At 71.2% G+C, this 24,296-nt stretch carries 27 protein-coding genes; 10 read left to right on the forward strand and 17 right to left on the reverse strand.

Annotation, left to right across the window (positions count from 1 at the left end; all coding sequences use genetic code 11):
• Window positions 1-81 precede the first annotated feature (81 nt).
• From OH804_RS04625 to OH804_RS04695, 15 genes are all read right to left on the reverse strand, one after another.
• The gene (locus OH804_RS04625; protein ID WP_406062987.1) at window positions 82-495 is read right to left on the reverse strand and encodes a hypothetical protein; all 414 of its coding nucleotides are present in this window, start codon (window positions 493-495) and stop codon (window positions 82-84) included.
• A 135-nt stretch (window positions 496-630) separates the two neighbouring features.
• Window positions 631-1,029: a hypothetical protein gene (locus OH804_RS04630; RefSeq protein WP_406062989.1), complete on the reverse strand. Its 399-nt coding sequence runs from the start codon at window positions 1,027-1,029 to the stop codon at window positions 631-633.
• A gap of 217 nt (window positions 1,030-1,246) precedes the next feature.
• Complete coding sequence (locus tag OH804_RS04635) at window positions 1,247-1,834, reverse strand: hypothetical protein (RefSeq protein ID WP_406062991.1); 588 nt, start codon at window positions 1,832-1,834, stop codon at window positions 1,247-1,249.
• A 104-nt stretch (window positions 1,835-1,938) separates the two neighbouring features.
• Window positions 1,939-2,616, reverse strand: a complete 678-nt coding sequence (locus OH804_RS04640) for a GGDEF domain-containing protein (protein WP_406062993.1) — start codon at window positions 2,614-2,616, stop codon at window positions 1,939-1,941.
• 94 nt (window positions 2,617-2,710) lie between these two features.
• Window positions 2,711-3,628, reverse strand: coding sequence for a MarR family transcriptional regulator (locus tag OH804_RS04645; protein ID WP_406062995.1), 918 nt, complete (start codon window positions 3,626-3,628; stop codon window positions 2,711-2,713).
• Between the two features lie 154 nt (window positions 3,629-3,782).
• A complete protein-coding gene (locus OH804_RS04650) occupies window positions 3,783-4,175 on the reverse strand; it encodes a hypothetical protein (protein WP_406062997.1) in 393 nt (130 codons plus the stop codon).
• Complete coding sequence (locus tag OH804_RS04655; RefSeq protein ID WP_406062999.1) at window positions 4,172-4,804, reverse strand: hypothetical protein; 633 nt, start codon at window positions 4,802-4,804, stop codon at window positions 4,172-4,174. The genes OH804_RS04650 and OH804_RS04655 overlap by 4 nt, the downstream gene beginning before the upstream one ends.
• Before the next feature lie 458 nt (window positions 4,805-5,262).
• Complete coding sequence (locus tag OH804_RS04660; RefSeq protein WP_406063001.1) at window positions 5,263-5,979, reverse strand: hypothetical protein; 717 nt, start codon at window positions 5,977-5,979, stop codon at window positions 5,263-5,265.
• A 479-nt stretch (window positions 5,980-6,458) separates the two neighbouring features.
• Window positions 6,459-7,334: a replication-relaxation family protein gene (locus OH804_RS04665; RefSeq protein WP_406063003.1), complete on the reverse strand. Its 876-nt coding sequence runs from the start codon at window positions 7,332-7,334 to the stop codon at window positions 6,459-6,461.
• 209 nt (window positions 7,335-7,543) lie between these two features.
• Window positions 7,544-10,021, reverse strand: coding sequence for a helicase HerA domain-containing protein (locus OH804_RS04670; RefSeq protein ID WP_406063005.1), 2,478 nt, complete (start codon window positions 10,019-10,021; stop codon window positions 7,544-7,546).
• Between the two features lie 32 nt (window positions 10,022-10,053).
• On the reverse strand, window positions 10,054-11,844 hold the full coding sequence (locus tag OH804_RS04675) for a VirB4 family type IV secretion system protein (RefSeq protein WP_406063007.1): 1,791 nt from the start codon (window positions 11,842-11,844) through the stop codon (window positions 10,054-10,056).
• Window positions 11,841-12,764 carry a PrgI family protein gene (locus tag OH804_RS04680; protein WP_406066426.1) on the reverse strand — a complete coding sequence of 308 codons (924 nt, stop codon included), beginning with the start codon at window positions 12,762-12,764 and terminating at the stop codon, window positions 11,841-11,843. The genes OH804_RS04675 and OH804_RS04680 overlap by 4 nt, the downstream gene beginning before the upstream one ends.
• Window positions 12,765-12,799: 35 nt before the next feature.
• Window positions 12,800-13,714, reverse strand: a complete 915-nt coding sequence (locus tag OH804_RS04685) for a conjugal transfer protein TrbL family protein (RefSeq protein WP_406063009.1) — start codon at window positions 13,712-13,714, stop codon at window positions 12,800-12,802.
• A gap of 5 nt (window positions 13,715-13,719) precedes the next feature.
• On the reverse strand, window positions 13,720-14,100 hold the full coding sequence (locus tag OH804_RS04690; protein ID WP_406063010.1) for a pilin: 381 nt from the start codon (window positions 14,098-14,100) through the stop codon (window positions 13,720-13,722).
• 742 nt (window positions 14,101-14,842) lie between these two features.
• On the reverse strand, window positions 14,843-15,721 hold the full coding sequence (locus OH804_RS04695) for a hypothetical protein (RefSeq protein ID WP_406063012.1): 879 nt from the start codon (window positions 15,719-15,721) through the stop codon (window positions 14,843-14,845).
• Between the two features lie 845 nt (window positions 15,722-16,566).
• Here OH804_RS04695 and OH804_RS04700 point away from each other — a divergent pair.
• The 9 genes from OH804_RS04700 (at window position 16,567) to OH804_RS04740 (ending at window position 22,649) form a co-directional block, all read left to right on the forward strand.
• A complete protein-coding gene (locus OH804_RS04700) occupies window positions 16,567-17,496 on the forward strand; it encodes a hypothetical protein (protein ID WP_406063013.1) in 930 nt (309 codons plus the stop codon).
• Entirely contained in the window at window positions 17,489-18,472 is a 984-nt protein-coding gene (locus OH804_RS04705; protein ID WP_406063015.1) for a DNA methyltransferase, read from the forward strand. Before OH804_RS04700 ends, OH804_RS04705 begins: the two co-directional genes overlap by 8 nt.
• Window positions 18,469-19,335 (forward strand): hypothetical protein, encoded by an 867-nt coding sequence (locus tag OH804_RS04710; protein ID WP_406063017.1) that lies wholly within the window; start codon window positions 18,469-18,471, stop codon window positions 19,333-19,335. The genes OH804_RS04705 and OH804_RS04710 overlap by 4 nt, the downstream gene beginning before the upstream one ends.
• Complete coding sequence (locus OH804_RS04715; RefSeq protein ID WP_406063019.1) at window positions 19,332-19,883, forward strand: DNA cytosine methyltransferase; 552 nt, start codon at window positions 19,332-19,334, stop codon at window positions 19,881-19,883. The genes OH804_RS04710 and OH804_RS04715 overlap by 4 nt, the downstream gene beginning before the upstream one ends.
• Window positions 19,852-20,589, forward strand: a complete 738-nt coding sequence (locus tag OH804_RS04720; RefSeq protein WP_406063021.1) for a hypothetical protein — start codon at window positions 19,852-19,854, stop codon at window positions 20,587-20,589. The genes OH804_RS04715 and OH804_RS04720 overlap by 32 nt, the downstream gene beginning before the upstream one ends.
• A 110-nt stretch (window positions 20,590-20,699) precedes the next feature.
• Window positions 20,700-21,083: a helix-turn-helix domain-containing protein gene (locus OH804_RS04725; RefSeq protein WP_406063023.1), complete on the forward strand. Its 384-nt coding sequence runs from the start codon at window positions 20,700-20,702 to the stop codon at window positions 21,081-21,083.
• Window positions 21,071-21,706, forward strand: a complete 636-nt coding sequence (locus tag OH804_RS04730) for a tyrosine-type recombinase/integrase (protein WP_406063025.1) — start codon at window positions 21,071-21,073, stop codon at window positions 21,704-21,706. The genes OH804_RS04725 and OH804_RS04730 overlap by 13 nt, the downstream gene beginning before the upstream one ends.
• Entirely contained in the window at window positions 21,696-22,193 is a 498-nt protein-coding gene (locus OH804_RS04735) for a tyrosine-type recombinase/integrase (RefSeq protein ID WP_406063026.1), read from the forward strand. The genes OH804_RS04730 and OH804_RS04735 overlap by 11 nt, the downstream gene beginning before the upstream one ends.
• 18 nt (window positions 22,194-22,211) lie before the next feature.
• Window positions 22,212-22,649, forward strand: coding sequence for a hypothetical protein (locus tag OH804_RS04740; protein WP_406063029.1), 438 nt, complete (start codon window positions 22,212-22,214; stop codon window positions 22,647-22,649).
• A 76-nt stretch (window positions 22,650-22,725) separates the two neighbouring features.
• Here the strand turns inward: OH804_RS04740 and OH804_RS04745 are convergent, their stop codons facing one another.
• Both OH804_RS04745 and OH804_RS04750 read right to left on the reverse strand, forming a co-directional pair.
• Window positions 22,726-23,256, reverse strand: coding sequence for a hypothetical protein (locus OH804_RS04745; protein WP_406063031.1), 531 nt, complete (start codon window positions 23,254-23,256; stop codon window positions 22,726-22,728).
• 82 nt (window positions 23,257-23,338) lie between these two features.
• Window positions 23,339-23,590 (reverse strand): transcriptional regulator, encoded by a 252-nt coding sequence (locus OH804_RS04750; protein WP_210787601.1) that lies wholly within the window; start codon window positions 23,588-23,590, stop codon window positions 23,339-23,341.
• Between the two features lie 53 nt (window positions 23,591-23,643).
• Here OH804_RS04750 and OH804_RS04755 point away from each other — a divergent pair, with 53 nt between their 5' ends.
• Entirely contained in the window at window positions 23,644-24,291 is a 648-nt protein-coding gene (locus OH804_RS04755; protein ID WP_406063034.1) for a hypothetical protein, read from the forward strand.
• The last annotated feature ends 5 nt before the right edge of the window (window positions 24,292-24,296 follow it).

Here is a 24,296-nt window from a genome sequence, read left to right on the forward strand (position 1 = left end):
GGTGAGGTAGGGAGCGGGGTAGGGCGTGGAGTGGCGCTGGACGAGGGGAGAGGTGTGGGCGGGCATGACTGGTCCTCCTGGCTAGCCGAGGCTGTGAACACCGACCGGATCGCCGTCGCCGGTGTGCACGGTGACGGTGTCGTCAGCCGGGCTGATCACGTAGATCCACGAGGCGTCGAGGTCGCCGGCGCGGCTGAGCGGGAAGACGGTGGTGGACTCTGGCTCGGTGTCGTCGAACGTCACGCCGACACCGCCGACGGGGTGCTGGTGGGGGAACGACCGGGTGTCTGGGGTGACGTCGGATCCGAGGTAGTACCAGTCGTGGGCGAGGACCGCGTCGATGAGGGCTTGAGTGTCGCGGCGGGCGGTGGTGGCCCAGATGCCGCGCAGGTGCGCGATGAGCGCCAGGGGGTAGCCGTCGAAGTGGACGTAGCGGGCGTGGACGGTGCTCGGCTGGGCGGGATCGGTGGCGCTGACGTAGCAGATGGTTCCCACGGGTCGTGTCTCCTCGTCGTGGTGGTGTGTTCGGGTACGGCGACGACCGCGCGGCCGTGGTGGGCCACGCGGTCGAAGGTCGTGAGGTTCTTGGTCCGGGCCGGGCGGCGTTTGGTCGTTGCGTCTGGGCTGCGGCTACGCGGCGTAGGCGGCGGTCAGGGTCGCGCCGGGGACGCGGCGGGGCAGCCGCTGCGGGACCCGCGGCAGTAATTGCGTGGCAGCGGCGGCGAGACCGTTGGCGAACCAGCCGACGAATCCAAGGGAGTCGCGGGCCGGCCGCTGTGGTGTGGGCTCACGGACGGGTGCCGGCTGTGGCGGTGGTGTGGCTCGCGCAGCGCGCATCGCCCGTTGTGCCTGCCTGGCAGCCGAACACGGCCCGCTCTGGTCGGCGCACTGCAGGTTGACGCACCCGTTGCCGGGTCCGGGTTGGTGGGCGGTGAGGACGTCCACGGCCAGCCGCCACAGCAGGGGATCGGTGACGTCACGGGGGAGCAGGGCGCGGTGAGACGAGCGGGTTCGGCTGCGGTCAGACATGGCGGGTGACCTTCCGTCGGGGTTGTGGGCAGGGGTCACCGTCCGGTCGTGGCCGGTCGTGTTGTGCCTGATGGACGCCCCGGACAATGACCTGGTTGATCGACGCTTCTCTCTCGATGAAGGTCAAGTCGTCTGCCTGGGGTGGTGCCGTAGGGGCACGGGGTGTGACGCGCGGGTGAGGTTGGGACCCGCGCTGCTGGCGGGGCGTCGGCGGCCGTCAGGAGGCTGTCGGTGTGATTCGGCCAGGTCTGCTGGTGGTCTGGACGAGACGCGTCAGTGCGGAGCGAGTGGCCGCTGCGTCGTGGCCGACGTGGTCGTCGACGCGGACCACGGGGTGCGGTTCGCCCCGCAGCCTCGTGATCCGGTAGCCGCGGCGGTCGGCGTCGACCGCGTCAACGCGGCGGATCTCGTGCAGGCGGCCGTCGGACTCGACGAGGACGTCCTCGTAGCAGATGGCCCAGGCCAGCAGGCGGAGTCCGGGGGTGGGATCGGCGAGGAGGTCCGTGATCAGGCCGATGTCGACGCAGGCCGCGAGGGTGGGCCGGGCGACCGGCTGGTTGCTGTCGAGCGCGGTGGCGAGGTCGGGCAGGAGGTCGGCGAGTCCGGCGCGGTAGCGGCCCATGCGGGTGTCGTTGAGCGGTAGGTGCACGGCGCGGATCTGGCGTCTCGTGCCGTGTGGTGCGGTTGGGGCCGGCCGGTCCTGGACAAGCAAGAGGAGCGGCGGGCGGCCCCAGCCGACACGGTCGGCGTTGGCCTCAATGTCCAGCAGGCACCTGGTCAGGGCGTGGACGGTGTGGAAGGACATCACGGGGATCGGGCTCCTTGACATACGCGAAGCCCCGCAGGCCGAATGGCCTGCGGGGCTTCTGGGGCGGGCGGGGACGTGGTGCGGTTGGTGCCGGGGGCGTGTTACCGCAGGTCGCGGTAGCGGATGACAATTCCCGGCGGCGTGGCGTGGTCCGGGTCGTGGGCGCGGACGCCGCAACGCGTGCGTTTGGCCAGGTACATGGCCTGGTCGGCAGCGTGCAGGAGATCGCGGGACAGCATGTCCGGCTCGGCGAGCGCATAGCCGACACTTGCGGTGACGATCACCTGCTGCCCGGCGATCTCGTACGGGAGCTCCGAGATGCGCCGGTGGGCGGCCTCGGCGGCAGTCCCGACCTCGCCGGCGTCGCCGTGCACGACGAGGGCGAACTCGTCACCGGCGAGATGCGCCGCCAGGGCTACCGACGGCCCGAGGGCCCTCAGGCGGCGTCCGACCTCGCGCAGCAGGTCATTGCCGTGCTCGTGGCCGTAGGTGTCGTTGACCTGCTTGAACCGATCCAGGTCGATGAGGACGAGCCCGAGCGGTTCCCCGAGCGAGAACGTGGCCTGAAGGTGGGTCCACAGGGCCCGCCGGTTCGGTAGGTCGCTCGTGTCGTTGTGCGTGGCCAGCCGGCGCCAGTAGGACCGGTCACGGTCGCGGGCAGCCAACGCCTGCCGCTGATGGTGAATGATGTGCCGCTGCCGGGCGAGCAGTGCCGCGGCGACGGCGAGACCAGCGAGGATTCCGCCAGCCGCCGTGAGGTACGAGCTCAGGTGACACACTTGACATCGCTCCTTGTCTGTTAAGGAGCACCGGGGCGGGCGTGGATCCGCCAAGTTCGACGCCCGCCCCGGGCTACCAGCGGTAACGGGTCTGCTAGGTGGTCGTCGGGGCGAGTTGGAAGGTCGCCGGCTTCTCGGCGACCTGAACGGCGACTCCGTCGGTGACGAGCTTGTGCACGGCGTTGACGACCGCGCCCGCGCTGGCCTTGGCCGAGTCGGTGCCCTCGTTCGCCTGGTCGATGGCCTTGCACAGTTGGCTGGTCTTGAACGGCTGGCCCGGATGGGCTTCGAGCACGTCGAGGATGGCCCCGCGCAGGCTGCCCTTGGACCGGCGCGGCTTCCCGCCACCTGACGCGCTCGGAGCCTCGGATGGGCTGCTGGGCGCAGCGGTTTCGTCGCTGCCCGCCGGGTCCAGACTGGGCGCGGATTCTGCCTGACCGGACGCGTCGGCTGCGGCCGGATTCTCGGCGTCGGCCGGGGAAGCCTCGCCGGCCCCCGCGTGGGTCGTGGTCGGTGCGTCGGGGACGTTGTCCGGCTTGGCGGGTGAGTCCTGTAGGGCTGGCCGACCCGCGTCGCTGTCCGGCGTTGGTCGGCGTTCGTCGTCCGGCTGGAGACTGGTCGACTCGTCGTCCGGTCCCGCCGCCATGGCGGTGTCCGCCTCCTCTACCGGTCCGGGAGCCTCGTCCGGTCCGTGAGCCTCGTCCGCGTTGTCGTCCGTCAGTGCGGGCGGCGGGTCGCGCCTGGCGTCGGTCGTGGTCGCCTGCGGGTCGCCGCTGTCGGTGCTGGTCGCCGTGTTCGGCAGGTGCCGCCAGAGCGTGCGGCCGTCGTCAGCGCGCAACGATTCGGCCTGGCCTGCCTCTGCCAGGGTGCGAAGTCGTTTGGTGGCCGTCGAGTAGCCGACGCCGGCGCGCTGCGCGATCGCGGCGGCCGTGTCCTGGCCAAGTGCTGCCAAAGCGGCGGCGACCTTGTCGAGGGCGCTGGGCGCCGCGGTCTGATCGGTGGGGTTGTCCATGAGTCCTCCCTGTGGCTGTTGTTGCGTCTGCCTGGATGGGGGCGTGCACTGATGCACGCTTCGATGGCGCCTCGTGATCAAGTGCGGTGACCGGATCTCGGGATGCCATCGACGCTCGGGGCCTGCCAAGCCCCGTGCTGGTGGGGCGGTGCGGCTATGGCTGGCCGAAGACGTGGTCGCAGCGGCTCGGCTCGACCGGTAACCACGGCAGGCCCCAGCCGATCCGGTACCGCCCGCCGGTGGGCTCGACGAGGTGGACGCCGCCGCCGAGGGACACCGGCCGGGCGATGGTGAGGGTGTGTCCGTCGAAGCCGACGGTGCGCCAGTCATCGCCGACGTAGGTGGCCATAGCGTCGAACGTCTCGGTAAGAGCGATCACGGCCTCGTGGTCGAGGGCGAGCTCAAAGCTGCCGTTCCACCAACCGGTCACCGTCGCGAGGTATCCCTCGTGGTAGCGGTGGAAGCCAGGGACCGGTTCGTAGCGCAGCCACCGACCGGAGAAGACGGCTGTGCTGCCCTGACGTGGCGTGTAGTCAGGACTCGTCACTGCTGGCCCTCCGGCGGGTCGATATCGCCAGCGGTGGAGGAGGCGCCGAGGTGACTCGCGGCCGCGACCTTGCGGGCGCTGGACCAAGCCATCCCTGACGCCTGCGCCGATTGGGCGAGCGAGTTGGCCGCGTCCTGCAACCATGCGCGGATGTCGTCGACGGCGTCGATGACCTCGCTGCGCCCTTCGCTGTCATCGAGGCTGGCGAGGTGCGCCTGGCGGGCCTGGTCGAGGAGGTAGGACCCGGTCTGTGCGTGCGCCCGGGCGAGCAGCCGGGTGCTGCGGTGCAGGTGCCCGATCAGGGATGCGGCGTCGGAGGGTGCCGGCAGGGTGAGCAGCGCGCTGAACGGTCCGGTGGCCGTGTGCAGCCAGCGGCTGAGGTGCTCGGCGGCGGTGATGGCGCTGCCCAGTCGGGCGGGGTGGTAGGGACCGTCGACGGCGAACAGGCGGCTCATGTCGTCGAGCCAGGTGTTGGTCTGACTGTCGACCGGAAGCGGGTCGGCGACGAGGGCTGGCTGGGAGTGTTGGCCGTCGGCAGCCGCGCAGATGGGGCTGTTGTCCGCCAGATGCCACCACGGGATGCCCCCGCGGTAGGCGTTGGTCCAGTGCGTGGCGGGTTGGTCTGCCACCGGCTCATCGCAGACGGGGCAGATCGGAAGGTGGATCATGGAGCGGTGTCCCTTCAGGCAGGGTGATGTCGGCGACCAGGGCCTGGTCGCCGACGGCTCGGTGCGGTGCGTAGGGGTTGTGGCCGGCGTTCGCCGGCGCTTATGCGCAAGAGGGAAAGGGCGGCCGTCTCGCTGGCCGGCAGCGCAGTCAGCGCCCCTGCCAGGGGCGGCTGGCACGCCGGGGCGAGATGCGGCGGCTCGCGGGTATCTGCCGACACCGTGAGCCGGTCGCCAGGATGGTGAGCAGGGCATCGCGTCGGCGCGTGCGGCGGCCCGAAGCTGCGCGATGAGGTGCGCGTGAACGGCTAGCGGTTTGCGGCGCTGCGGCGCGGGGCGCGGACGCAGGCGGCGAGGCGCTCGACCTCGTCCGGCGGAACATGACGGGCCCGTCGGGCGTGTTTCCTTCTTGGCCGGCTCAGTCAGAGCGCGACCGCGAGCAGTCGCTGGTCGGGGTCGATGGCGTCGAGCAGCCGGTTGGCCTGTTCGAGGTAGGTCACCCGGTCGGCCATGGCGTCGCTGGCCGGGGCCAGCTTCGCCCCTTCGGCGGTGATCAGCGCGTCGCCCGCGAGGGCGGTGAGGGCGCTGTGGTGCTGGTAGGCGATGCAGCCGGCCTGGTACATCTCCAGTTCGCTGAGGCGGATCTGCCCGGCGCCGTAGGTGGCGGCGTTGTGCATTCGGATGGCGTTGACACGGGGTTGATGGGTGAAGTCCGCGACGGCCGTGTCCCACGGGTACTGCTGCGGGTCCGCCAGGTGGCGGGCCTCGTAGACGTGCCACGGATTGGCGTTGCGGGTGCCGTGCACGGCGCGGCTGAACAGTTGGTGGCGGATGCCCGCCCCGACACCGGCGGCGTGGCGCATGCCGGTCAGGTCGAGCAGTCGCGCTGGCCCGCCGGCGCAGTAGGCCGGGCGGCCCTTGCGCAGTCCGAACATCTGGCTGCGCTGCCACAGGCGCAGGGCGGGGCTGGCCCAGAAGCGGGGCGACAGCGTGCCCTGCACGCCGAAGTTGCGGTCGAGCTGGTGTGCGGTCAGGGACTCGCGGGGCAGGTCGCCCGGCACGCAGACGATCATGGTGCGGATCGTCGCCGTCGGTGTGACAGCCGGCGAGGTGGCCTTCCTGGTCGGGTTCTTGGGCATGAATCGTCCTCCTTGGGGTTGGCGCGTCAGGGCGCGCGCAGATGACCGGCCCACTGGGTGCGTGGGTCGGTTGCGGGAGAGGTGCGGGTGCGGGTTGGTGCGGTGCGACCTGGGGTCGCCGCGCGGCGCGGCGCCGACCGGCCCGGGGAGGGGCGGGTGGGCGTGGCGCACCGGTAGGTGCGGCGGTGGTTCCGAGGTGGGACCGGACCGGGGTGGAGATTTATGAGGTGGTGTTAGTGCCGTGAACGGTAGCGGTCTGTTCTGTCAGGTCGATCCGACGAGTTGATCGCCGGAGAGTGGGGTTGACCTGCGCTGTGAGGCATTCCGGTTCGTAGCGGAGTCCTCGTCGGCGCGGATGCTGTGAGCCTTCATGAGTCTCACAGGTGATCTTGTTTGCTGACAGACGTCGCCGACGGTGGTCGGCTTGCCGGAGGTGCTGACTCTGGCAGGTGTCGGCGCGCTGGCCCGCGGTGTGAGTTCTATGGGTGGTCGAAGCGCTGCGGGTTGGTGACCGTGTCGGGGCCGTGGTCGCAGGGCAGCTCGTGCAGGTACCGCCGGTGGGTAGGGTCCGAGGCGAGGGTCCACACCCGACCCGCCGGGTCGGGGCCGTGCACGGCGGTCGCGATCGGGCTGGCGCTGCGCAGTCCGGCGAGCACTGCGAGGAGGCTGGCCTCGCGGCGCCGGCTGGGGACCCAGAACAGCACGGGGTAGCGGGGGCCGAAGGTGGTGAGGCGTTCGTAGCCGCGCAGCTTGGCCACGACTCGGGCGAGGTTCTCGGTGTCGTTGTCGTGCTCGACGAAGAAGCCGGTCGAGGTGTTGCCGACGGTCCACACGCCGTGCCCGTCGGGGCGGATGCCCGCTTGGGCGTAGACGGTGGTGGCGTGCTGCTCGGACCACCAGCGCGACAGAAGAGTGTCGGGTGTGTGGCGGGCGGTGGCGATGAGGTCGGTGAAGAACTGGTTGACGCCGAGCAAATGGTTGACCTGGCCGCTGGCGGCGATCCGCTTGGCGCGTTCCAGGGAGCTGCGCGGCGCTTTGCCGCTGGTGCCGGTGGGGTCGTGGTAGACGGTTGGGTGTAGCTGCAGTCCGACGGGGCCGAGGGTGTAGAGCAGCGATCCGTACCGGCCGTGGGCGCCGCTGCGGCCGAAGCGGTGCAGCACGTCGAGGCGGTGCAGGATCGTCAGCCGTCGTTGGGCGGTGCGCCGGGTGTCGAAGAGGGCGCTGGTGATTTGGTCGGTGGACAGCAGGTAGTGCTCGGCGAGCAGCCTGAGGAGGGCGTGGTCGCGGGGAACGATGCGACCGAAGACGGCTAGGGGATCGGGGTTGCGGGAGGCGGGGGGTACACGGGAGTACACGACGGTTGCTCCTGGGCAGGATGGGGTTCCCTCCCGATCGGGAGGGGTGTCTGGGACGAGGGAGGTCAGTGCGGAGGACCTGTCAGGGGCGTGTGCGGCACTGACAGCCCAGGTCAGCACTGTGCTGCGGATGCTTATCGGTCACCGGTGGCGATCCCGGTGACGAGCCGGTGCGCGACCCGGGCGACGCCACCGTCTGACAGAGACAGTTAGCTCCGGGCGCTCTTCGGACGGGATCGACGGTCGTCGGGTCTGCGGCTGAGCCGTTCGACGAGGTCGTCGACGGCGCTGGTGTCCTGGGTCGGTACCGCTGCGGCGGCGGCCTGGCGGATGGCGGTCGCCTCCCCGACGATCGGCTTCGGCGGCCGGGTCTTCATGGTGAACGCCGGGGTCTGGCGGCCGTTGACGACCAGCCGCGCGGCGGCGGTGTACGCGTCGAGGTGGGCGAGGTCGTGCTCGCCCAGCTCCGGCAGGGTGTGCCGGGACAGGACTTTCGCGTCCTCCGGCGCCACGGTGAAGTAGACCTTGTTGCGGGCATTGGCCGATGCCGCGGCGAGCAGGTCGCGGGGGAACTGGGCGAGGTCCTGGTGGGCGAGCACGAGCGACAGCCGGTACTTGCGGGCCTCGGCGAGCATCGTGTCCAGGGAGTTGGCCAGGGTCAGGAAGTTCTGTGCCTCGTCGATGATCAGGGTCGCGTCGCGGCGCCGATCGGGCTCGACGCCGGCGCGGGCAGTGGTGGCCTGCCACACCTGCGCGAGGATCAGGGAGCCGAGCAGCCGGCTGGTGTCCTCGCCGAGCACGCCCTTGGGGATGCGGACGAGCAGCACGCCGCCGTCGAGGACGCGGCCCATGTCGAAGCTCGAGCGGGGGTAGCGCATGGTGCGTTTGACGAAGTCGCGCAGCAGGAATGCTCGCAGCCGGGCGAGGACCGGTCCGATGACCTGGGAGCGGAGGCTGTCGTTGAGGCTGTCGTACCACTGCCAGAAGCCGCTGAGCCCGGCCGGGTCGTCCAGGTCCACCGTCATCGCCGAGCGGAACTGGGGGCTGTTGAGCAGCGGGGGGATGTGTTGCAGGGTGACGTTGTTGTGGCGCAGCAGGGTCAGGCAGGCCACCCGCATGACGTCGTCCATCCGCGGTCCCCATGCCTTGGCGAAGATGTTCCCGAAGATCGACACGAGGTTGTCGACGACCAGGTCGGGGTCGTCGCCTTCGAGGGGGTTCAGTGTCGGCGGGTTGTCCTGGTCGGGGTCGAAGAGCACGACGCGGTCGGCGACGCCTGCGGGGAGCCGGTCGAGGATGTCCAGGACGAGGTCGCCGTGCGGGTCGATGACGACGGTGCCGCGGCCGGCGTTGATGTCGTCGAGGGCCATGTTGACCAGCAGGGTGGTCTTGCCGGAGCCCGTGGAACCGATCACATGCATGTGATACCTCGCGTCCGCCACCGTCAGCCCGACACTGTGGCCACCGATTTCGGCGTCGCCGAGCATTTTCACCCCACGGCCGCCGCCGGGGACGGCGACCGGTGCCGGCATGGACGCGGCCTGCGCCCGGTCGAGGCCGGGCACGGCGAGGTCTTGCGGCAGGGCGGCGAGGGCGGCGAGTTCCGGGGCGGAGGTGAGGAATCCGGGGCCGAGGCGGCGTGCGGCGAGGACGGTCACCGGTGCTCGCATGCGGGCGCGGTGGGTGAGCCGGTTGCGGCCGGTGTGGATGGCGAATGCCGAGGCGAGGGTGTCGGCGATGCCCCGCAGCCGGCCGGTCGGGTCGGCGCCGGGGCGCTGGTTGGTGGTGGCGACGGCGTAGCGGATTCCGGTCTGCCACAGCGGGTGTGCTGTCTTGTCCAGGATCGCCCGGACGTCGCGCTCGACGGTGGGGTCCCGACGGGACGCGGGCGCCGTAGCGCGGCCGGTGGTGCGGCTGCTGGGCAGGAACGCGTCCAGCAGCCACAACATCGGTGCGGCCGGGTTGATCGCCGGGACGGCGGTGGTGCCGGCCCGTAGCCGCCCGGCCGCGCGGCGGGCCCGCGTTACCCGCCGGGGTGTGGCCGGGCGGGCGAGAATCTGCACGCAGGCGTACTCGCGGGGTTTGAGCTGCGCGCCGGCGGCCATCAGCGGGCGCAGCGGGTCGGTGTCGTGGTCGGTGGCCAGCGGCAGCCACTCCGCGTACACGGGTAGCAGGTGCCCGCCGGCTGCGGGGTGGGCGTCCAGGGGGATTGGCGGCGGGGGGTTGTCGTCGGTGGTGGTGGCCGAGCTGGGCCACGCTGCCCGCACCGCGGCCTCGACCGCCCCCGGCGGGACGGTGCCGGGAACCCAGATCGAGATGAGCAGGTGCCGGCCGGACCACGTGTATTGCCACACGACGTGCGGGGCACCGTAGAGCAAGCGCCGCCGCCGTGACGGAGTCAGCACGCCGGCCAGGTTCGCCCACAACGCTGGCGCGCTGTGCAGGTCAACCTCCGGCGGCGGCGCGATCGTCACGAGGCGCGCGCCACGGGCGTGGTGGCGGTGCCGCCAGATCTCGACCAGGTTGCGCGCCGCGATCCACAGGATCAGCCCGCCGGCGGCGACAGCCGCCAGCCACGGCCGCTGTGTGGCCCACACGGCGGCGTCGAGCAGCGCGGCCGCTGGTCCGGTGGGGGGTGGGATGGGGCCGGCGCCCGGCCCGCTGGTGGGGCTGGGCGCCGGTGACACGAGCGTTGAGCGGAGGGCTTCGGTCGGCGGTGTCACAGGTCGCCCTCTTCCTCGTCGAGGTCGGCCAGCTCGTCCGGATCAGTGGTGCATAGGGCGTGTTCCGCGTCGGAGGCGATCGACTCGAAGCTGGTCCTGCTCGCCCCGGAGATCAGCAGCCCTTGGCCGCGGCGGGTCGAGAGCAGCAGTCGCCGTTCACCGTCGGTGAGCCCGAACGCCTCGCCGACGGCGTCGATGGCCTGCGGCGCCTGCCGCAGCAGCACCTGGGTGGAGGCGTTGGACACCACCGCCTGGCCGAGGTCGGTGCCAAGCACGTCGGCGGCGTCCTGGGTGATGACGGTCAGTCCGGCGTTGCGCTTGCGTGCCGCCTTCGACATGCGGAACAGGAAGCGGGCGCCTTCGCCGTCGCGCATCAGCAGCCACGCCTCGTCGACCACCACGAGCCGCCGCCGCGAGGGGCGTTGTGGGGCGTCGACGGTGCGCCAGATCGAGTCCAGCGCGAGCAGGGTGCCGACGGTGCGCAGTTCGTCGGGCAGGTGCCGCAGCGACCACACGACCAGGTGTCCGACCGGGGTCTGGGTGGTGGGTGCGTCGAACAGGTCGGCGAAGCTGCCCTGCACCCACGGTGCGAGCCGGGAGGCCAGCGTCGCGGCGGCCGGGTCGTCGTCGGCGCGTAGCGTGGCGGCCAGGTCGCGCAGCAGCGGCGCGGGCCGGTGGTGCGTGGTCGGGTCGGCGGTGATCCCGGCGGCCCGGTAGACGGCGAGGATGGCACGGTCCAGCGCGGCGCGCTCCGCCGGTGGCGGCTGGTGGCCGAGCAGCACGCTGATGAGCGTGTGCAGGAACAGAGCGCGGCGGGTCAGCGTGTCGGGTCGCCGGTCGCCGACGGGCAGGTCCAGGGGGTTGATCTTCACGCCGGGCATCCCCAACCGGACGATGCTGCCGCCGACCGCGTCGGCGAGGCGTAGGTACTCGTCCTCGGGGTCCACCACCGCGACCTGGACACCCTGGTAGAGGTTGCGCAGGATCTCCAGCTTCACGAAGTACGACTTCCCGGCTCCGGAGCGGGCCAGGACGATCGAGTTGTGGTTCTCCTGTGTCCAGCGGTCCCACCAGACGATGCCGGCGCCGGCCGGGTTGATGCCGTAGAGGACACCGCCGGTGGTCGGCGGGTCGCCGGGCAGCGGTGCGGGCAGGTCCGGGCTCGACAAGGGAAACGCGGCGGCGAGGGCCTGGGTGTCCATGGTGCGCAGCATCCGCAGCCCATCGCAGGCGAGGGGCAGGGTGGTGGTCCAGCCGGGAAGCTGCCGCCACGTCGCGGGCTGCACCTCCAGAAGGGTGGACGCGGCGGCGGCCCGGACCTGCGCGCACGCCTGCAGGAGTTCGTCTTCGGTGCGGGCGTGCACGGTCAGGTACAGGCCGACGCGGAACAGTTTTGCCGCTCCTTGGGCCAGTCGCTCGGCCAGGTCTCCGGCGTCGTGGGCGGCGGCGTCGACGTAGGGGTCGGCGAGCTTGCCGCGTTCGGAGTCGGTCCGCCGGGAGGACTCCAGCCGTGCTCGTTGTTTGCGGAGCCGGTCGGCGGCGATCGGGGCCGGCAGCGGTTCGATGTGCAACGCGAGGTCGAGCCGGCCGGGCCAGGACAGTAGCGGCTCCAGCCACGCCGGGCCGACCTCGGCCGGGTATCCGGTCACGGCGAGGGTCGCGGCGAAGCCGTCGCCCACGCGCAGCCACCGGGGTGTGACCTCGACCGTGGCTGGCGCGACCGCCGACGCCAGCGAGCCCGGCCGCGGCTGTGCCCTGTCGTCGCCGGACCGTCTGTTCCTGATCATCGGCTTCTCCTTGTCCTGGGGGTGGGGGCAGCGGCGGTGATGACGGCGTCGGGTGCGGCCAGGCGGCCAGGCTGCGGTGGCCGGTACGGGTCGGCGGCGCCGGCCAGAGCGGCGGTGACCTCCGAGCCGTCCAGCACCCGGGGACTGACGCCGAGGCCGGCCAACGCCCGCACCGTGTCATCGGCTCGCCGCCGCGCGGCATGGGCGCGCTCGCCGGCCGCCGTGCGGGTGACGACCAGGACCTGGCGACGCAGCGGGTCCCGCCGGGCGGCGAGGTCGCCGAGGAACTCGGCGTGATCGGCGCACGCCGCGCGCAGCCGCGGATGCGGCTGGGCGTCCACGGACGCGGTGAGAGCCCGGCTGTGGGAGGCCAGGTCAACCGGTTGCGCGGACACGACGATCTGCGTCTGCGTCGACAGGCTGTTGAGCCACCGACCCCACCCCTCGATCAGGGCCGCCTGCTCGGCGGGTGTGCGAAGCGCGAGGTTCACCGTGGTGGTGCCGACGATCGCCGCCCGCGCGCCACCGAGTCTGACTTCCCCGTCGTCGTCGATGGCGTCGGCGGGCAGCCGCAACGGAGCCGGCAGCGGCACCCGGCCGCTCTGGGGCGTGTCGACCCAATCCGGCGTTCCGGTGTCCGCGGCGACGGTGGCGGTGGACAGTGACCGGGGGGTGCGGGTGTGGCGGATCGCGTGCAGCAGCCACAGATCCATCGACAGGCCGTCGCGGCGGCCCAGCGCCAGGCCGATGACCAGCCCGCCGAGGACCACACCAGCACCGATGAACACCGGTGCCGGCACGACGTCGTGCACCGTGCGCCACGCGGCGTAGAAGCAGAGCGCGCCGGTGGCGACGATCGCCAGCTGGTGGAACGTCAGCCCGTAGGCGACCTTGTCGGGGGCATCGACGTCCGCGGGCATCCGTGCCCTGATCGGCGCTTCGGATTCGGGTCGGGTCATTTGATGGTCCTCCGAAGGGTGTTTAGGCCGGGGACGGTGCGGGCGAGCTGCTGCACCACGACGACGCGGACCACCGCGCCGAGCATCGTGCTCGTGCTACGTCCGGTCTGGCCCGCCCAGCGGGCCAACAGTGTGGGGATCTTGACGGTGGTCCAGAGCAGCACCACCACGACCAGGAGGTTCAGCGTGCCGCCCGGGTCGACGGGCAGGCCGAACACGGGCAGCATGGTCGCCGGGTCGAGCAGTGTCTGCTGCCCCGCGGTGAGGAAGAACGCCTGCGCCACGGGTATCGCCAGGCATCCGGCGTAGGCGCGCCACCACAGCCGGGCGAGACCGTCGGTCTGCGGCAATGCGTGGCAGGCCAGCGCCAGCGGCGCGATGCTCGTCATCACCAGCAGTGCCACGAACCGGCCGATCAGCTGAAACGCGGCCGTCACGACCAGGACGGTGATGAGCAGGATCAGGATCAGGAACAACAGCGGGACGGTGCGGTCCTGTGCCGCCGCGAGGTGGGTGCGGATCGCGGTGAACGCGCCGTCGCTGTCGTAGCCGCCCTCGCTGATCGCCGCGGTCAGAGCGTTGGCCACATCGATGAGCTGGTCGCAGGCCAACTGAGAGAAGTGCGCCGCGGTGAACCCGACAACCAGCCGCGGGAGAAGGTCCTTGACCGTGTACCGGGACTGTTCGTCGCCGCCGGCGACCATGACGAGCACGCCGGCGGCGACGAACGCCAACACGAAGACGGTGTCCACGATCCAGACCGACCGGCCGGTGAGCGCCTGCACCTGCGGCAGTACGGTGACCTTCGGGGTGGTGAGCAGAATGCCGGTGATGAGGTCGAAGATCGCGTTGAGGCAGGCCAGGATCGCTGTGGTGAGCCAATCAAGAACCTGGTCGAGGACCCATCCCACGACGATCAGCCCCCCACGATGCCCCGGACGACCTGCAGCAAGATCGGGGCCAGGACGGCCAGGCCATAGCCGACCAGCGCGTTGCGCAGGGCGAGCTTGGCTTTCTCGACCTGCGACGGGTCACCACCGGCGGTGGCCCAGTACACGCCGGCCAGGACGAGGAAGAGGGTGGCGATGGCGGCCAGGATGCCCATGACCCAGGCCTGCAGGTTGGCGATCACCACCGGCAGGGAGTTCGCCGTCAGGTAGACGGCGGCGCCCGGATCGGCGAACGCGGCGGCAGGGGCGGCGAGTGACAGGCCGACGCCGACCAGCGGTACGGCCGCACGGAGTGCGAGACGAACGACTCGCGGGATTCGGAGAGTGTGCTGTGGGGTGCGGGACATTGCGGTTCACCTCCCGCCGCCCCTGATCACGAAGACGTGTGACCGGGGGGCGGCGATTGCTCGAAGCGGTCCGATGGGACCGCCGGCGGGCGCACGGGAGCAGCGCACGAACCGCGTGAGCCCCGGGAGGAACTCGTCCTCCCTCAGGGGTGGGTTGCGGTCATTAATGTGGTGTCAGCGCATCAACTGGCGCGGCACCCGAGGCGTGTGGTTCGCGGCTGCTCGTGTCGCCCGGCGGCGGACGGGACCGGCGAGCGGTACGGCTCGCTGAAAGTCCCGCACCCCCAAACCGGGATTCGTGAGCCCCGGCGAACACTTGCCGCGCTCACCCAGCTCCGGGCACGGCTCACAGCGCAGGTCGCCACCCTTTCACCGCCGACAGCGCGGCCCACAGGCGAAGACCTACAGCCGGACCGAGACGGGCTGTCTGTGGGCGCTGTGAATGCAGCCGGCGCTCACAGCTCTTGACACGGCCGCGTCGGTTCGCCCGTTCCGGGTGCTCCAGACGGTGACGGACAGTTTCTGCTCGTCGGAGCGGAGGGGACGGCCGAGCGGCGCCCGCGCCGCAGAGAACGTGACGGCGGGGCAGGTCGGCTGCCAATCCTGCACTGGTTCTCTCCGTCACTCTGCTGCCAGCGCACTGCGCTGCCTCCAGACACCTCCACTAGAGACGGGTGCTCGGCACACGGAAACGGCTGTGGCCCGACGGTGCACGTCGGGCCACAGCCGTGCCGGTTGGCTGTCAGGCGGCTGCCGCACCGTGCTGCCGGGCGGCTTCGCGGCGGGCGGCCGCGGCGCGTCCCGCGCGGCGCAGACCGCGCTGCTCGGCCTGCTGCCGCAGTCGCGCCGTAGTCTCCGGCGACGCGACCCCGGTCAGCAGTCCGTCCGCGAGGGCGGCGGCGACGCGGCTGTCGATGCGTGACAGCCGCATGCGCAGGGCGTCGACGCTGACGCCATTCCTCGCGGCGATGGGCTCGATCGCCCGTCGACCGAGCCGCACGTCGATGTAGGGCTGCTCGTCCTCCGGGTCGAGGATCCCGAGGGTCACCGCGCGGCGGACCAGGAGATCCGGATGCCCGTACGGCACCGGCGGGGTGCGGGAGCCGGAAACGAGGTGCTCGATGTCCTGCACCGGCAGGCACTGATGCTGCTGCAGCCGCAGGTCCCGCCCGGTCCGCCACGCCGCCTTGCACAGGCTCGCGTACGGCGCGGGTTTGGTCAGGTCGGCCCGGTCGCGAAGCGCGGTCAGAAAGCCGGTCAGGATCTCGGCGTCGATATCGGCAGGGTCGCCGGTGTAGCCCTCGCACAGATGGGCCGCGTACTGCTGCAGCGCCGGCATCGCCATGCCGACCGCGGCGACGACCCAGTGCGGCCCGTCGAGCCTGGCGCGTCGGATCAGCTCCCGCCACACCTCGTCACGCGCCGTGTAGGCGCGGGGGTGGCGCAACAGCCAGTCCCGCAGCGCGGGCAGCGGCATCACCGGCTGCGGCAGACCCGCGGCGGAGAAGAACGCCGTGCAGTCGAGAGCCAGCGGCGCGGGCTCGCAGGTCAGTGCGGCATAGGCGGCCCCCGCCGCGTCGAGGGCGGAAGTCGGCCAGTTCGTAGCGTCGGACACGCTCATGTCAACACTCCTGTGACACCGAAGGGATTCGAATGCCGTCGCCGGCGTTGTCACGGCGATCGGTGGCATCGATTGCGCCACAGCGGGCTTACACGGTCCTGACAGAGCCGCTTACGGCGCTGTTCGTCGCCCTCGAACCGGGCCTCTGTCAGTGGCCCGCCCGCACGGCGTGCCATCGCCGCTGATCGTTAGCAAGAGTCTGACAAAGGCCGGTTGACCTGCCCTGTGACACCCTGACAGAGCCTGTTGCCGCACGCTGTTCGGAGCTGGTGACACAGGCTCACGTCGCGACCCGCGAGACGGCGCGGACGACCTCACAGGGGACACGCGCGGCCGGGTGTGACAACCGGGTCGGCTCATAGCGCCACTGTCACTGCTCGCCGGGGACGGCCCGCGCGGTCTGCGGACGTACCTGTGACAGTCGCGGGCAGGCTGTCACCGCTGGACATCCCGCACCCTGTGACAGGCGGCGCCGCGCCGATGACAACGGCCCCGTACACACGACGCTCGGCGCGTCTCACAGTGCCGGTCAATGCTCATATCTACGTCGACAGTCGACGCCCGACGCGTTCTCCTTAACCGGCGCCGGCACCGTCAGTGCCTTCTGTCAGTGACCCAGCGTCACTGACTGGGTTGAGTAGGGACGAGGCCGGTCCCGTCTCGGTAGGGCGAATGCCGATGGCGGCTGTTACGCCGCGCGCACCAGACAGACGAGGAAGACCGGGACAAGCCGCTGCCGGGTCGGCGTTGTGAGCGGTTGTGGGTTCGGCAAGTGTTCGCCGGGGCTCACAGAACCCGGTTTGGGGATGTCAGCGCTTCACGGCGCGGCGCGGAGCCGACAGCATATGAGCGAGCACACGCCGCACCCGCACCAGCAGGCCGACCACAGCGAGCCGGCCGACTCCACTCTCATCGACCTGATCGCCGGCGACCCGCCGGTACCGATCACGGTCTGGCGTACGGCCCGTACCGACGCCGACCCGCACCCCAGCCTGCCCACCCGTCTGGCCTACCGCCTCGTCGCCGCCTACAGCCGGCCCGGGGAGGCGGTGGCCGACCTCACCACTGACCACGTCCTCGCACCCATCTGCGCCCAGGGCGGTCGCCAGCACCACCGCGCCTGGTTCACCGACAGCTCCAGCCTGATCATCGGACCCGCCACCGCCGGCCCGCCGACGCCCACGACCGCAACCAACCCGCTCACCGCGCCCGAGCCGGAGGCCGGCGACGCGCAGGACCCGCCCGAGCTGATCGACTGGTTCGGCGACGACCTCACCGACCCCGACCTGCCCGGGGCCGACGCCACGGTCGTCCGGCCGCCCCACGACGGCCCGCTGGACGCGGCCATCAGCCTGGTGGTCGCCTGCTGGCCGCTGCATGAGGCGGGCACGACCGCCCGGGTCCGCCTCGCCTGGCTCCTCGCTGCCTGCGCGCGGTTGCTGCACCCGGGTGGCTGCCTCGTCCTCGTCGTCGGCGTCCCCGCCGGCACGCAGCCCACGCCGGAGGACTTCGGGCCGCTCGTGGCCGCCGCCTCCGCGGCGGGACTGGGCTACCTGCAGCACATCGTCGCCGTCGAGGCCGACACCGACGGCGACCAATTCATCTACCTCGGCACTGATGAGGAACTGCTCACCCTGGCCCACGCCAACCCCGAACAATGGTCGGTCGCCCACCTGCGGGTGCACGCCGACCTGATGGTCTTCACCCCACACTCGACTCCTGCGGCGGGGTCGGGGCGGCGCCGTGGCCGCGACGGTGGTGAGCGCCATGGCTGAGCACACCACCGCAGGATCCTTCGGCGCGAGCGAGCCGGACACCGATAGCCCCGCCGTCGGCAGGGACCACCCGGGCCGGCACCGCGACTACGAAGGCCGCCACCGCGCCGATCCTGAGGGTCTGTCCGTCTGGGCCACCGCCCAGTCGACCGGCCCCGTCCAGCGACGCGGCCGGTACGTGCCGGAATCGGTCAAGCATCCCGCCCGGATGCTGCCCGCGATCGCCGCCCACGCGATCGCCGCCTACACCCAGCCCGGCGATCTGGTCCTGGACCCGATGTGCGGCATCGGCACCACCCTGGTCGAGGCCGTCCACGCCGGCCGCGACGCCTTCGGCATCGAATACGAGCCGCAATGGTCGAACATCGCCGACGCCAACATCCGCCACGCCCACGACCAGGGCGCCAGCGGACGCGCATCGGTCATCCGCGGCGACGCGACCCGGCTGATGTCCCTGGTGCCGAAGGCCCTCACCGGACAGGTGGCGCTCGTGGTCACCTCACCGCCGTACGGGCCGACCGTCCACGGTCTCGTCCGCCCCGGCGAGCACGGGGTCGTCAAGTACGACGACCGGTACAACGACGGCGAGGACAAGGGCAACCTCGCCTACCGCGACCTGACCGGTCTCACCGACGGGTTCGCCCAGATTCTGCGCGGCTGCGCCACGCTGCTACGACCCGGCGGCGCCGTCGTGGTCACCGCCCGCCCGTGGCGCAAACGCGGCGAGCTGGTCGACCTGCCCAGCGCCGTCATCGCCGCCGGCCTGCGCGCCGGACTCGTGCCGACCGAGCGGTGCGTCGCCCTCCTCGCCGCCGTCCGTCACGGGCAGCTCGTCGCCCGCCCGTCGTTCTTCCAACTCCAACAGGTCCGCAAGGCCCGCACGTCCGGGGTGCCGATGCACCTCATCGCCCACGAAGACGTTCTGATCTTCGCCAAGACGCGCACGCCTGAGGACGGATCCGGGGTGGTCGCGTGAGCGCACCCACCCACCGCTACCTGTCCCTGGGCGCCGGCGTCCAGAGCTCCACGCTCCTGCTGCTCGCCGCCCAGGGCGCGATCCCCAGGTTCGAGGCGGCGATCTTCGCCGACACCGGCTGGGAACCGGTAGCGGTCTACCGGCACCTGGACCGCCTGACCGGCATCGCCGAGCAGGCCGGAATCGAGGTGGTGCGCGTCAGCGCCGGTGACATCCGAGCTGACGCGCTCGACCCACGCCACCGGTTCGCCTCCATGCCCCTGTTCACCCTCGGCCCTAACGGTGAGCGGGGAATGGCCCGCCGGCAGTGCACCTCCGAATACAAGATCAAACCCATCAAGGCTGAAGTGCGGCGCCGACTGGGCTACCCACACCCCAGGCGCGTCCCGGCAGGGGTCCGGGCGGAGGTCGCGATCGGCATCAGCCTCGACGAGATCGGTCGGGCTCGGGACTCCGACGTCGCGTACATGCGCAACGTGCACCCGCTGCTCGACGTCGGCTGGCGACGCACCGACTGCCTACGCTTCCTGACCGCGCACGGCCTCGCGGACACCCCGAAGTCGTCGTGCGTGGGCTGCCCGTTCCACGACGACGGCTTCTGGTTCGCCCTGCGCGAGCACAGCCCGCGGGAGTGGGCCGATTCCGTCGCCTTCGACCAGTCCATCCGCAACGGCTCCGCCCGGGCCAACGCGGACGGGCACCCCTTGCGCGGCCAGTTCTTCCTGCACCGGCAGCGAGTGCCGCTCGACGAGGTGCAGCTGCGCCCACGTCCTCAACCCGCGGAAGCGCCTGGTTGTGGCCCGTGGTCCTGCCCGCACGGCGAGCCGGTGACAGGCGACGCCGGGCACGGGGAGGTGACGTGAGCATTGCCCACACCACCGCCCCCCGCATCGGATCGCTGTGCACCGGCTACGGCGGCCTCGACATGGCCGTCGAGCTGGTGCTCGGCGGCCAACTGTGCTGGTACGCCGAAACCGACCGGCACGCCCGCACCGTCTGCGCCCACCACTGGCCCGGCGCACCCAACCTCGGCGACATCCGCACCGTCGACTGGACCCGCGTCGCGCCCGTCGACGTCCTCACCGCCGGGTTCCCGTGCCAGGACATCTCCAACGCCGGCAAGCGCGCCGGCATCACCGGGACGCACTCCAGCCTGTGGAGTGCCGTCGCCGACGCCGTTCGCGTCCTTCGACCGCCGCTCGTGTTCGTGGAGAACGTCGCCGCCCTCCTGCGGCGAGGATTCGACGTCGTCGAAGCCGACCTGGCCACGATCGGGTACGACACGAGCTGGCTATGCCTACGCGCGTCCGACATCGGCGCCGCCCACCGCCGCGACCGGCTGTTCCTGCTGGCCGCACCCACCACACGACCCGCCGGAGGTGCGGACGCTGCCGACACCCTGCGCCCGTGACGGCAAAGGACCCGGCCACCAGCACGGCCTGCCCGACCTCATCGAACCGTCGGGCTCCACCCACGGCCTCCTACCCACCTCCAGCGCGGGGCGCTTCGCTCGCACCGGTCAGCACGGGCACACGCGCACCGAGGGCCCACGGCTACTGCCCACCCCCAGGGCGAGCGACACCGGCACACCAGGGCGACGCGCGGGCGCCGGGTTCCGGCCCCCGCTGTCTGAGGTGCTGCTGCCCACCCCGCGGGCGACCGACGGCGAGAAGGGCTGCCCAGGGCAGCGCGGCTCGCACGGCGACCTCACCCTCCCCTCGGCGGCGGTGCGGGTCCCGGCCCGGATCCTGCCCACCCCGCGTGCGTCCGACGGGCGCGGCCCCGGGCGCCACGGTGACGGCGGCGCGGACCTGCGCACCACCATCGCCGCACTCGGGCAGCCCGACGAGCAGCGGTGGGGCGGCTACGCCGCCGCGGTCGCCCGCTGGGAGTTGCTGCTCGGCCGCCCCGCACCCGAACCCACGCAAACCGGCCGGCACGGCAAACCCGTCCTCGCACCGCCGTTCGTGGAATGGCTCATGGGCCTGCCCGAGCACTGGGTCACCGACCCCACCCTCGGGCTGCCCCGTACCACCGCACTGCGGGTCCTCGGCAACGGCGTCGTCCCCGCCCAAGCGGCGACCGCCCTGCGACTCCTGCTCTGCCAGCACACCTAGCCGCTGCCAGCCCAGGGTGGCTCGTCGTGGCTGCATCCACACACCGTCCGCGACGAGCCACCACCCGGGGTGTCCAGCCGCCAGAACCTCCGACGTTCGGGAGCCCACCCATGCCTGCCAACCTGCCCCGCGCCCGACGGCACCCGCCGCCGGCCGCCCCCACCCTCCAGCACACAACAGCGGGCCACGACGAGCAGGATCCGCGGCTCTACACCCCGGCCGAGGCTGCCGCCCGACTACGCGTGCCGGAGTCATGGCTGCGCCGACGCGCCGGCCGCCGCCAGATCCCTTGCACCTTCCTCGGCAAGCACCTGCGTTTCTCATCCGCCGACCTCGCCGCCATCATCGCCGCCGCCGCCCAACCCCCCACCGGCCGGCGCGGTACCCGACGACGCCGGCACCCCACCGGCGACTTGCCCCACCCCGACAGTCACGCGTCAATCACCCCCGCACCTGACACCGACCGGACGGAGAGCACACCATGGCCTGGGTAGAAAAACGCGGCACCCGATTCCGCGTACGGCTGCGCATGCCCGACGGCACCGTCACGACCGACTCATCCCACGATCTGCGTGCCGACGCCGTCATCCGCGCCAAAGAAATCGACGTCGAGGCGGCCCGCGACACCTACATCGACCCCCGCGGCGGACGCATCCCCCTCGCCGACTGGGTCCCGATTTGGGAAGCAACTCACCAAGCGGGCCCTGCCACCTGGGCCGCCTACCGCAGTCACATCCTGCCCGCCCTCGGCCGGCTGCCCCTGGTTGACATCCGCCGCCAACACGTCAAAACCCTCGCCGTCACCCTCGGCAAACGCCTCTCACCACGATCCGTCGCCGACGTGATCATGGTCCTGTCGATGGTCCTGCAAGAAGCCGTCGAAGACCGACGCGTCCCCTTCAACCCCTGCCGAGGAGTCCGCATCCCCAAAGGCATCCGCGCCGAGCGACCGCACGCCACCGCCGAGCAGGTCGCCGCGATCGTCGCCCGCCAAGCCCGCACCAGCGATGGGCTGCTCATCCTCACCGCCGCGTACACCGGCATGCGGTGGGGAGAACTCACCGGACTCACCCGCGACAACGTCGACCTCACTCGGCAGCATCCACGTGCACCCTGACGTCGGCGCGCTGCACGAGGTCGAAGGCAAGCTGTTCCTCGGCCCACCCAAGACCAACGACTCGGTGCGCCACATCCGGCTGCCCCGCTTCCTGACCAACCTCCTCGCCGTCCACCTCGCCGAACAACCCCACGACATCGTCTTCCCCGGCGCCCGCGGTCATCACCAGCGGCGCTCCAACTTCAACCGCCGCGCCTGGACCCCCGCGGTCGCTGGCAACCTTCAACGGGGCATCCCACCGGTCCTGCCCGGCATGCACTTTCACGACCTGCGCCACACCCACAAGACGTGGCTCATCGAGGACGGCATCCCCGAGATCGCCCAAGCCCGCCGCCTCGGTCACCGCCTCACCGGTGTACGGGGTATCTACAGCCACGTCACCGAGCCAATGATCACCACCGTCGTCGAAGCGCTACAACGTCGATGGGAAACCACCCAGCCCGACCGTAGCGGCGACGCCGTCCGACGACTGCGCGCCGTTGCCTAACAGGGGAGAGGATGAGTCATGCTCCAGGCCTTCGTAGCGGAACCACCGTGCGCGGTGTGTGGGCGACCGGCAGCACACGTCGAACTCGTCGCACCTGGTACCCGACCTGCGGACTGGCAGCGCTGGTCACCGCAGGAGCGCGACGCCTACACCGCTGCCCGACAGCGTCACGACGACCAGCAGTGGTGGCTGCTGTTCTCTGGGATCGAGGCGGGCAACGGATCCGGCAGACCGGTGGACCTGGCAGAAGCACAACGGATTGCCAACGCCTTCGCCCAGCCGTACCGGTACGCCGCCGTAACCTCCGCGGGCTTTTACGACGACGCCGGATTTTGCGGCCAGTGTGACGCCCCGTACTGCTACCAACATTGGAACGTCTCCAGCACTGGCTACGGCAAATGCCCGCGAGGCCACGGCAAGAGCCTTGATCCACACTGGTGGCCCGATGACCTTTAGGAGCCTTAGGCCGCGAACCCAGTGGGAGCACGTGGCTAATGCGTCCGCACAGATGGCGGGGACGCCGTGGTCGCGCTCAGTGCGTCCAGCCGGCGGCGTGCAGACTGTTGTGGAACCAGCCGCCTTGACTGAGCGGCCGGATTGTTCTGTCGTCGCCGACATGGTGTGGGAAGAGGGCCAGGACGTGGGCGAGATCCTGCTCGGCCGGTCGGGGCAGTTGGAGGATCGCCTCGTCGAGTGTCAGGCCGCTCGCCTTGACGAACTCGGGATGCTTCCTGAGGTATGCCACGACGTGGTTCACTACGGCGGCGAGACGCTGGCGCAGTCGGTCGGCGTCGGGTGCGTCGCGGCTGTCCCGTAGGTCAACCAGTTGCCAGGCCGGCCCGAACACCGGCACTAGTTGGCCGCCTGCCGCGCTGAAGAATTCCAGGGCCCCTCGACGGGTGTCGGCATCACCGAACCCTTCCTCGATCATTTGCCGCACGTTCGAGTAGACGTGGGCGAAGGTGTCGTCGGAGGCGATCGCGATGATCGTGGTGATCGTGCGCGGGGCGGTGGCGATTGTTGTCGAAGATTCGTCCACTCTGCTTTCCTCCCGTGCAAGCATGATGTGGAAGCTCGCCTATCTCTCATAGGCTAGGCAGTCAGGTCAACCGCTGACGCGCCGATGGGGCCCGACGTCTACGGGCTCACCTGCGTCGCATGATCGCGTGCAGTGTCCTGCTGCTCCCAACCTCCGTCACGTTAATGAGTTCCCATCCCGTGTGGCTGAGGTAGTCGGCGGCGGCGAGTGCCTGGCCGATGCTGGCCCCGCCGGGGGCGTAGGCGGCCACGGCAAGGTGGCGGTGGGGGTAGGCGCGTAGATCGACCAGTTGCTGCAGAACCGCCGCCGCGGTGATGGCGCGGGAGCGAGCGACAGATTCGATGGTCTCGCGGGGCATGCCTCGACGATAACGGTAACCAGCACGGGCGATCGCCTGGCGCAGCTGACGGTATGGTCAACAGCGTGGAAGCTCGGTCCCGGAAACGGGCGCTGGTGGTCGGCCTACTGGTAACGCTCGCGGTTACCGGAGGGTGTGACGACGGCGGATCAGCGACGCCCCGTGCCGTCACCACCTCGCCGATCGCCGGTACTCCCGCCACGAGTAGCCCGGCGCCCGCCGTCGGCCCTTCCTACGACGCCACCAACCTTGACTTGTGCCGGCGCACGGACCTGACGCCCCTGGCGGACTTGTCGGTGAGGGTCGCTCGTACCGATCCGAAGCCGCCGCTGGCGCGGCAGGGCTCGTCGTGCCTGTTCGAGATGCGCACCGCGGACGACCACCAGGCGAACTTGCTGGTGGAAGCCTCCTCGTTGACGAGCGCCGAGGAGGCGGGACGCCTCTACACGGCGACCCAGCAGGTGACCGGCATGACGGCGGACGGCCCCGTCGCCGACGTCGGCGAGGAGGCCGAGGGGTTCCTCAAACGATCGGACCCTGGCTTCAAGTACACCGAGTACATGCTCCACGCCCGGGACGCCAACCTGGTGGTGAAGGTCTGGCTCGCGGTCGGCGGTAATTCCTACCTGCCTAAAGAGGCACTCGCCGCGAAAGCTCTGACGATCCTCAAGGCGACCTTCACCGCCGTGCCGCACGCCTGACGACA

The organism is Micromonospora sp. NBC_00860 (assembly GCF_045207375.1).
Taxonomy (GTDB): Bacteria; Actinomycetota; Actinomycetes; order Mycobacteriales; family Micromonosporaceae; genus Micromonospora; species Micromonospora vinacea.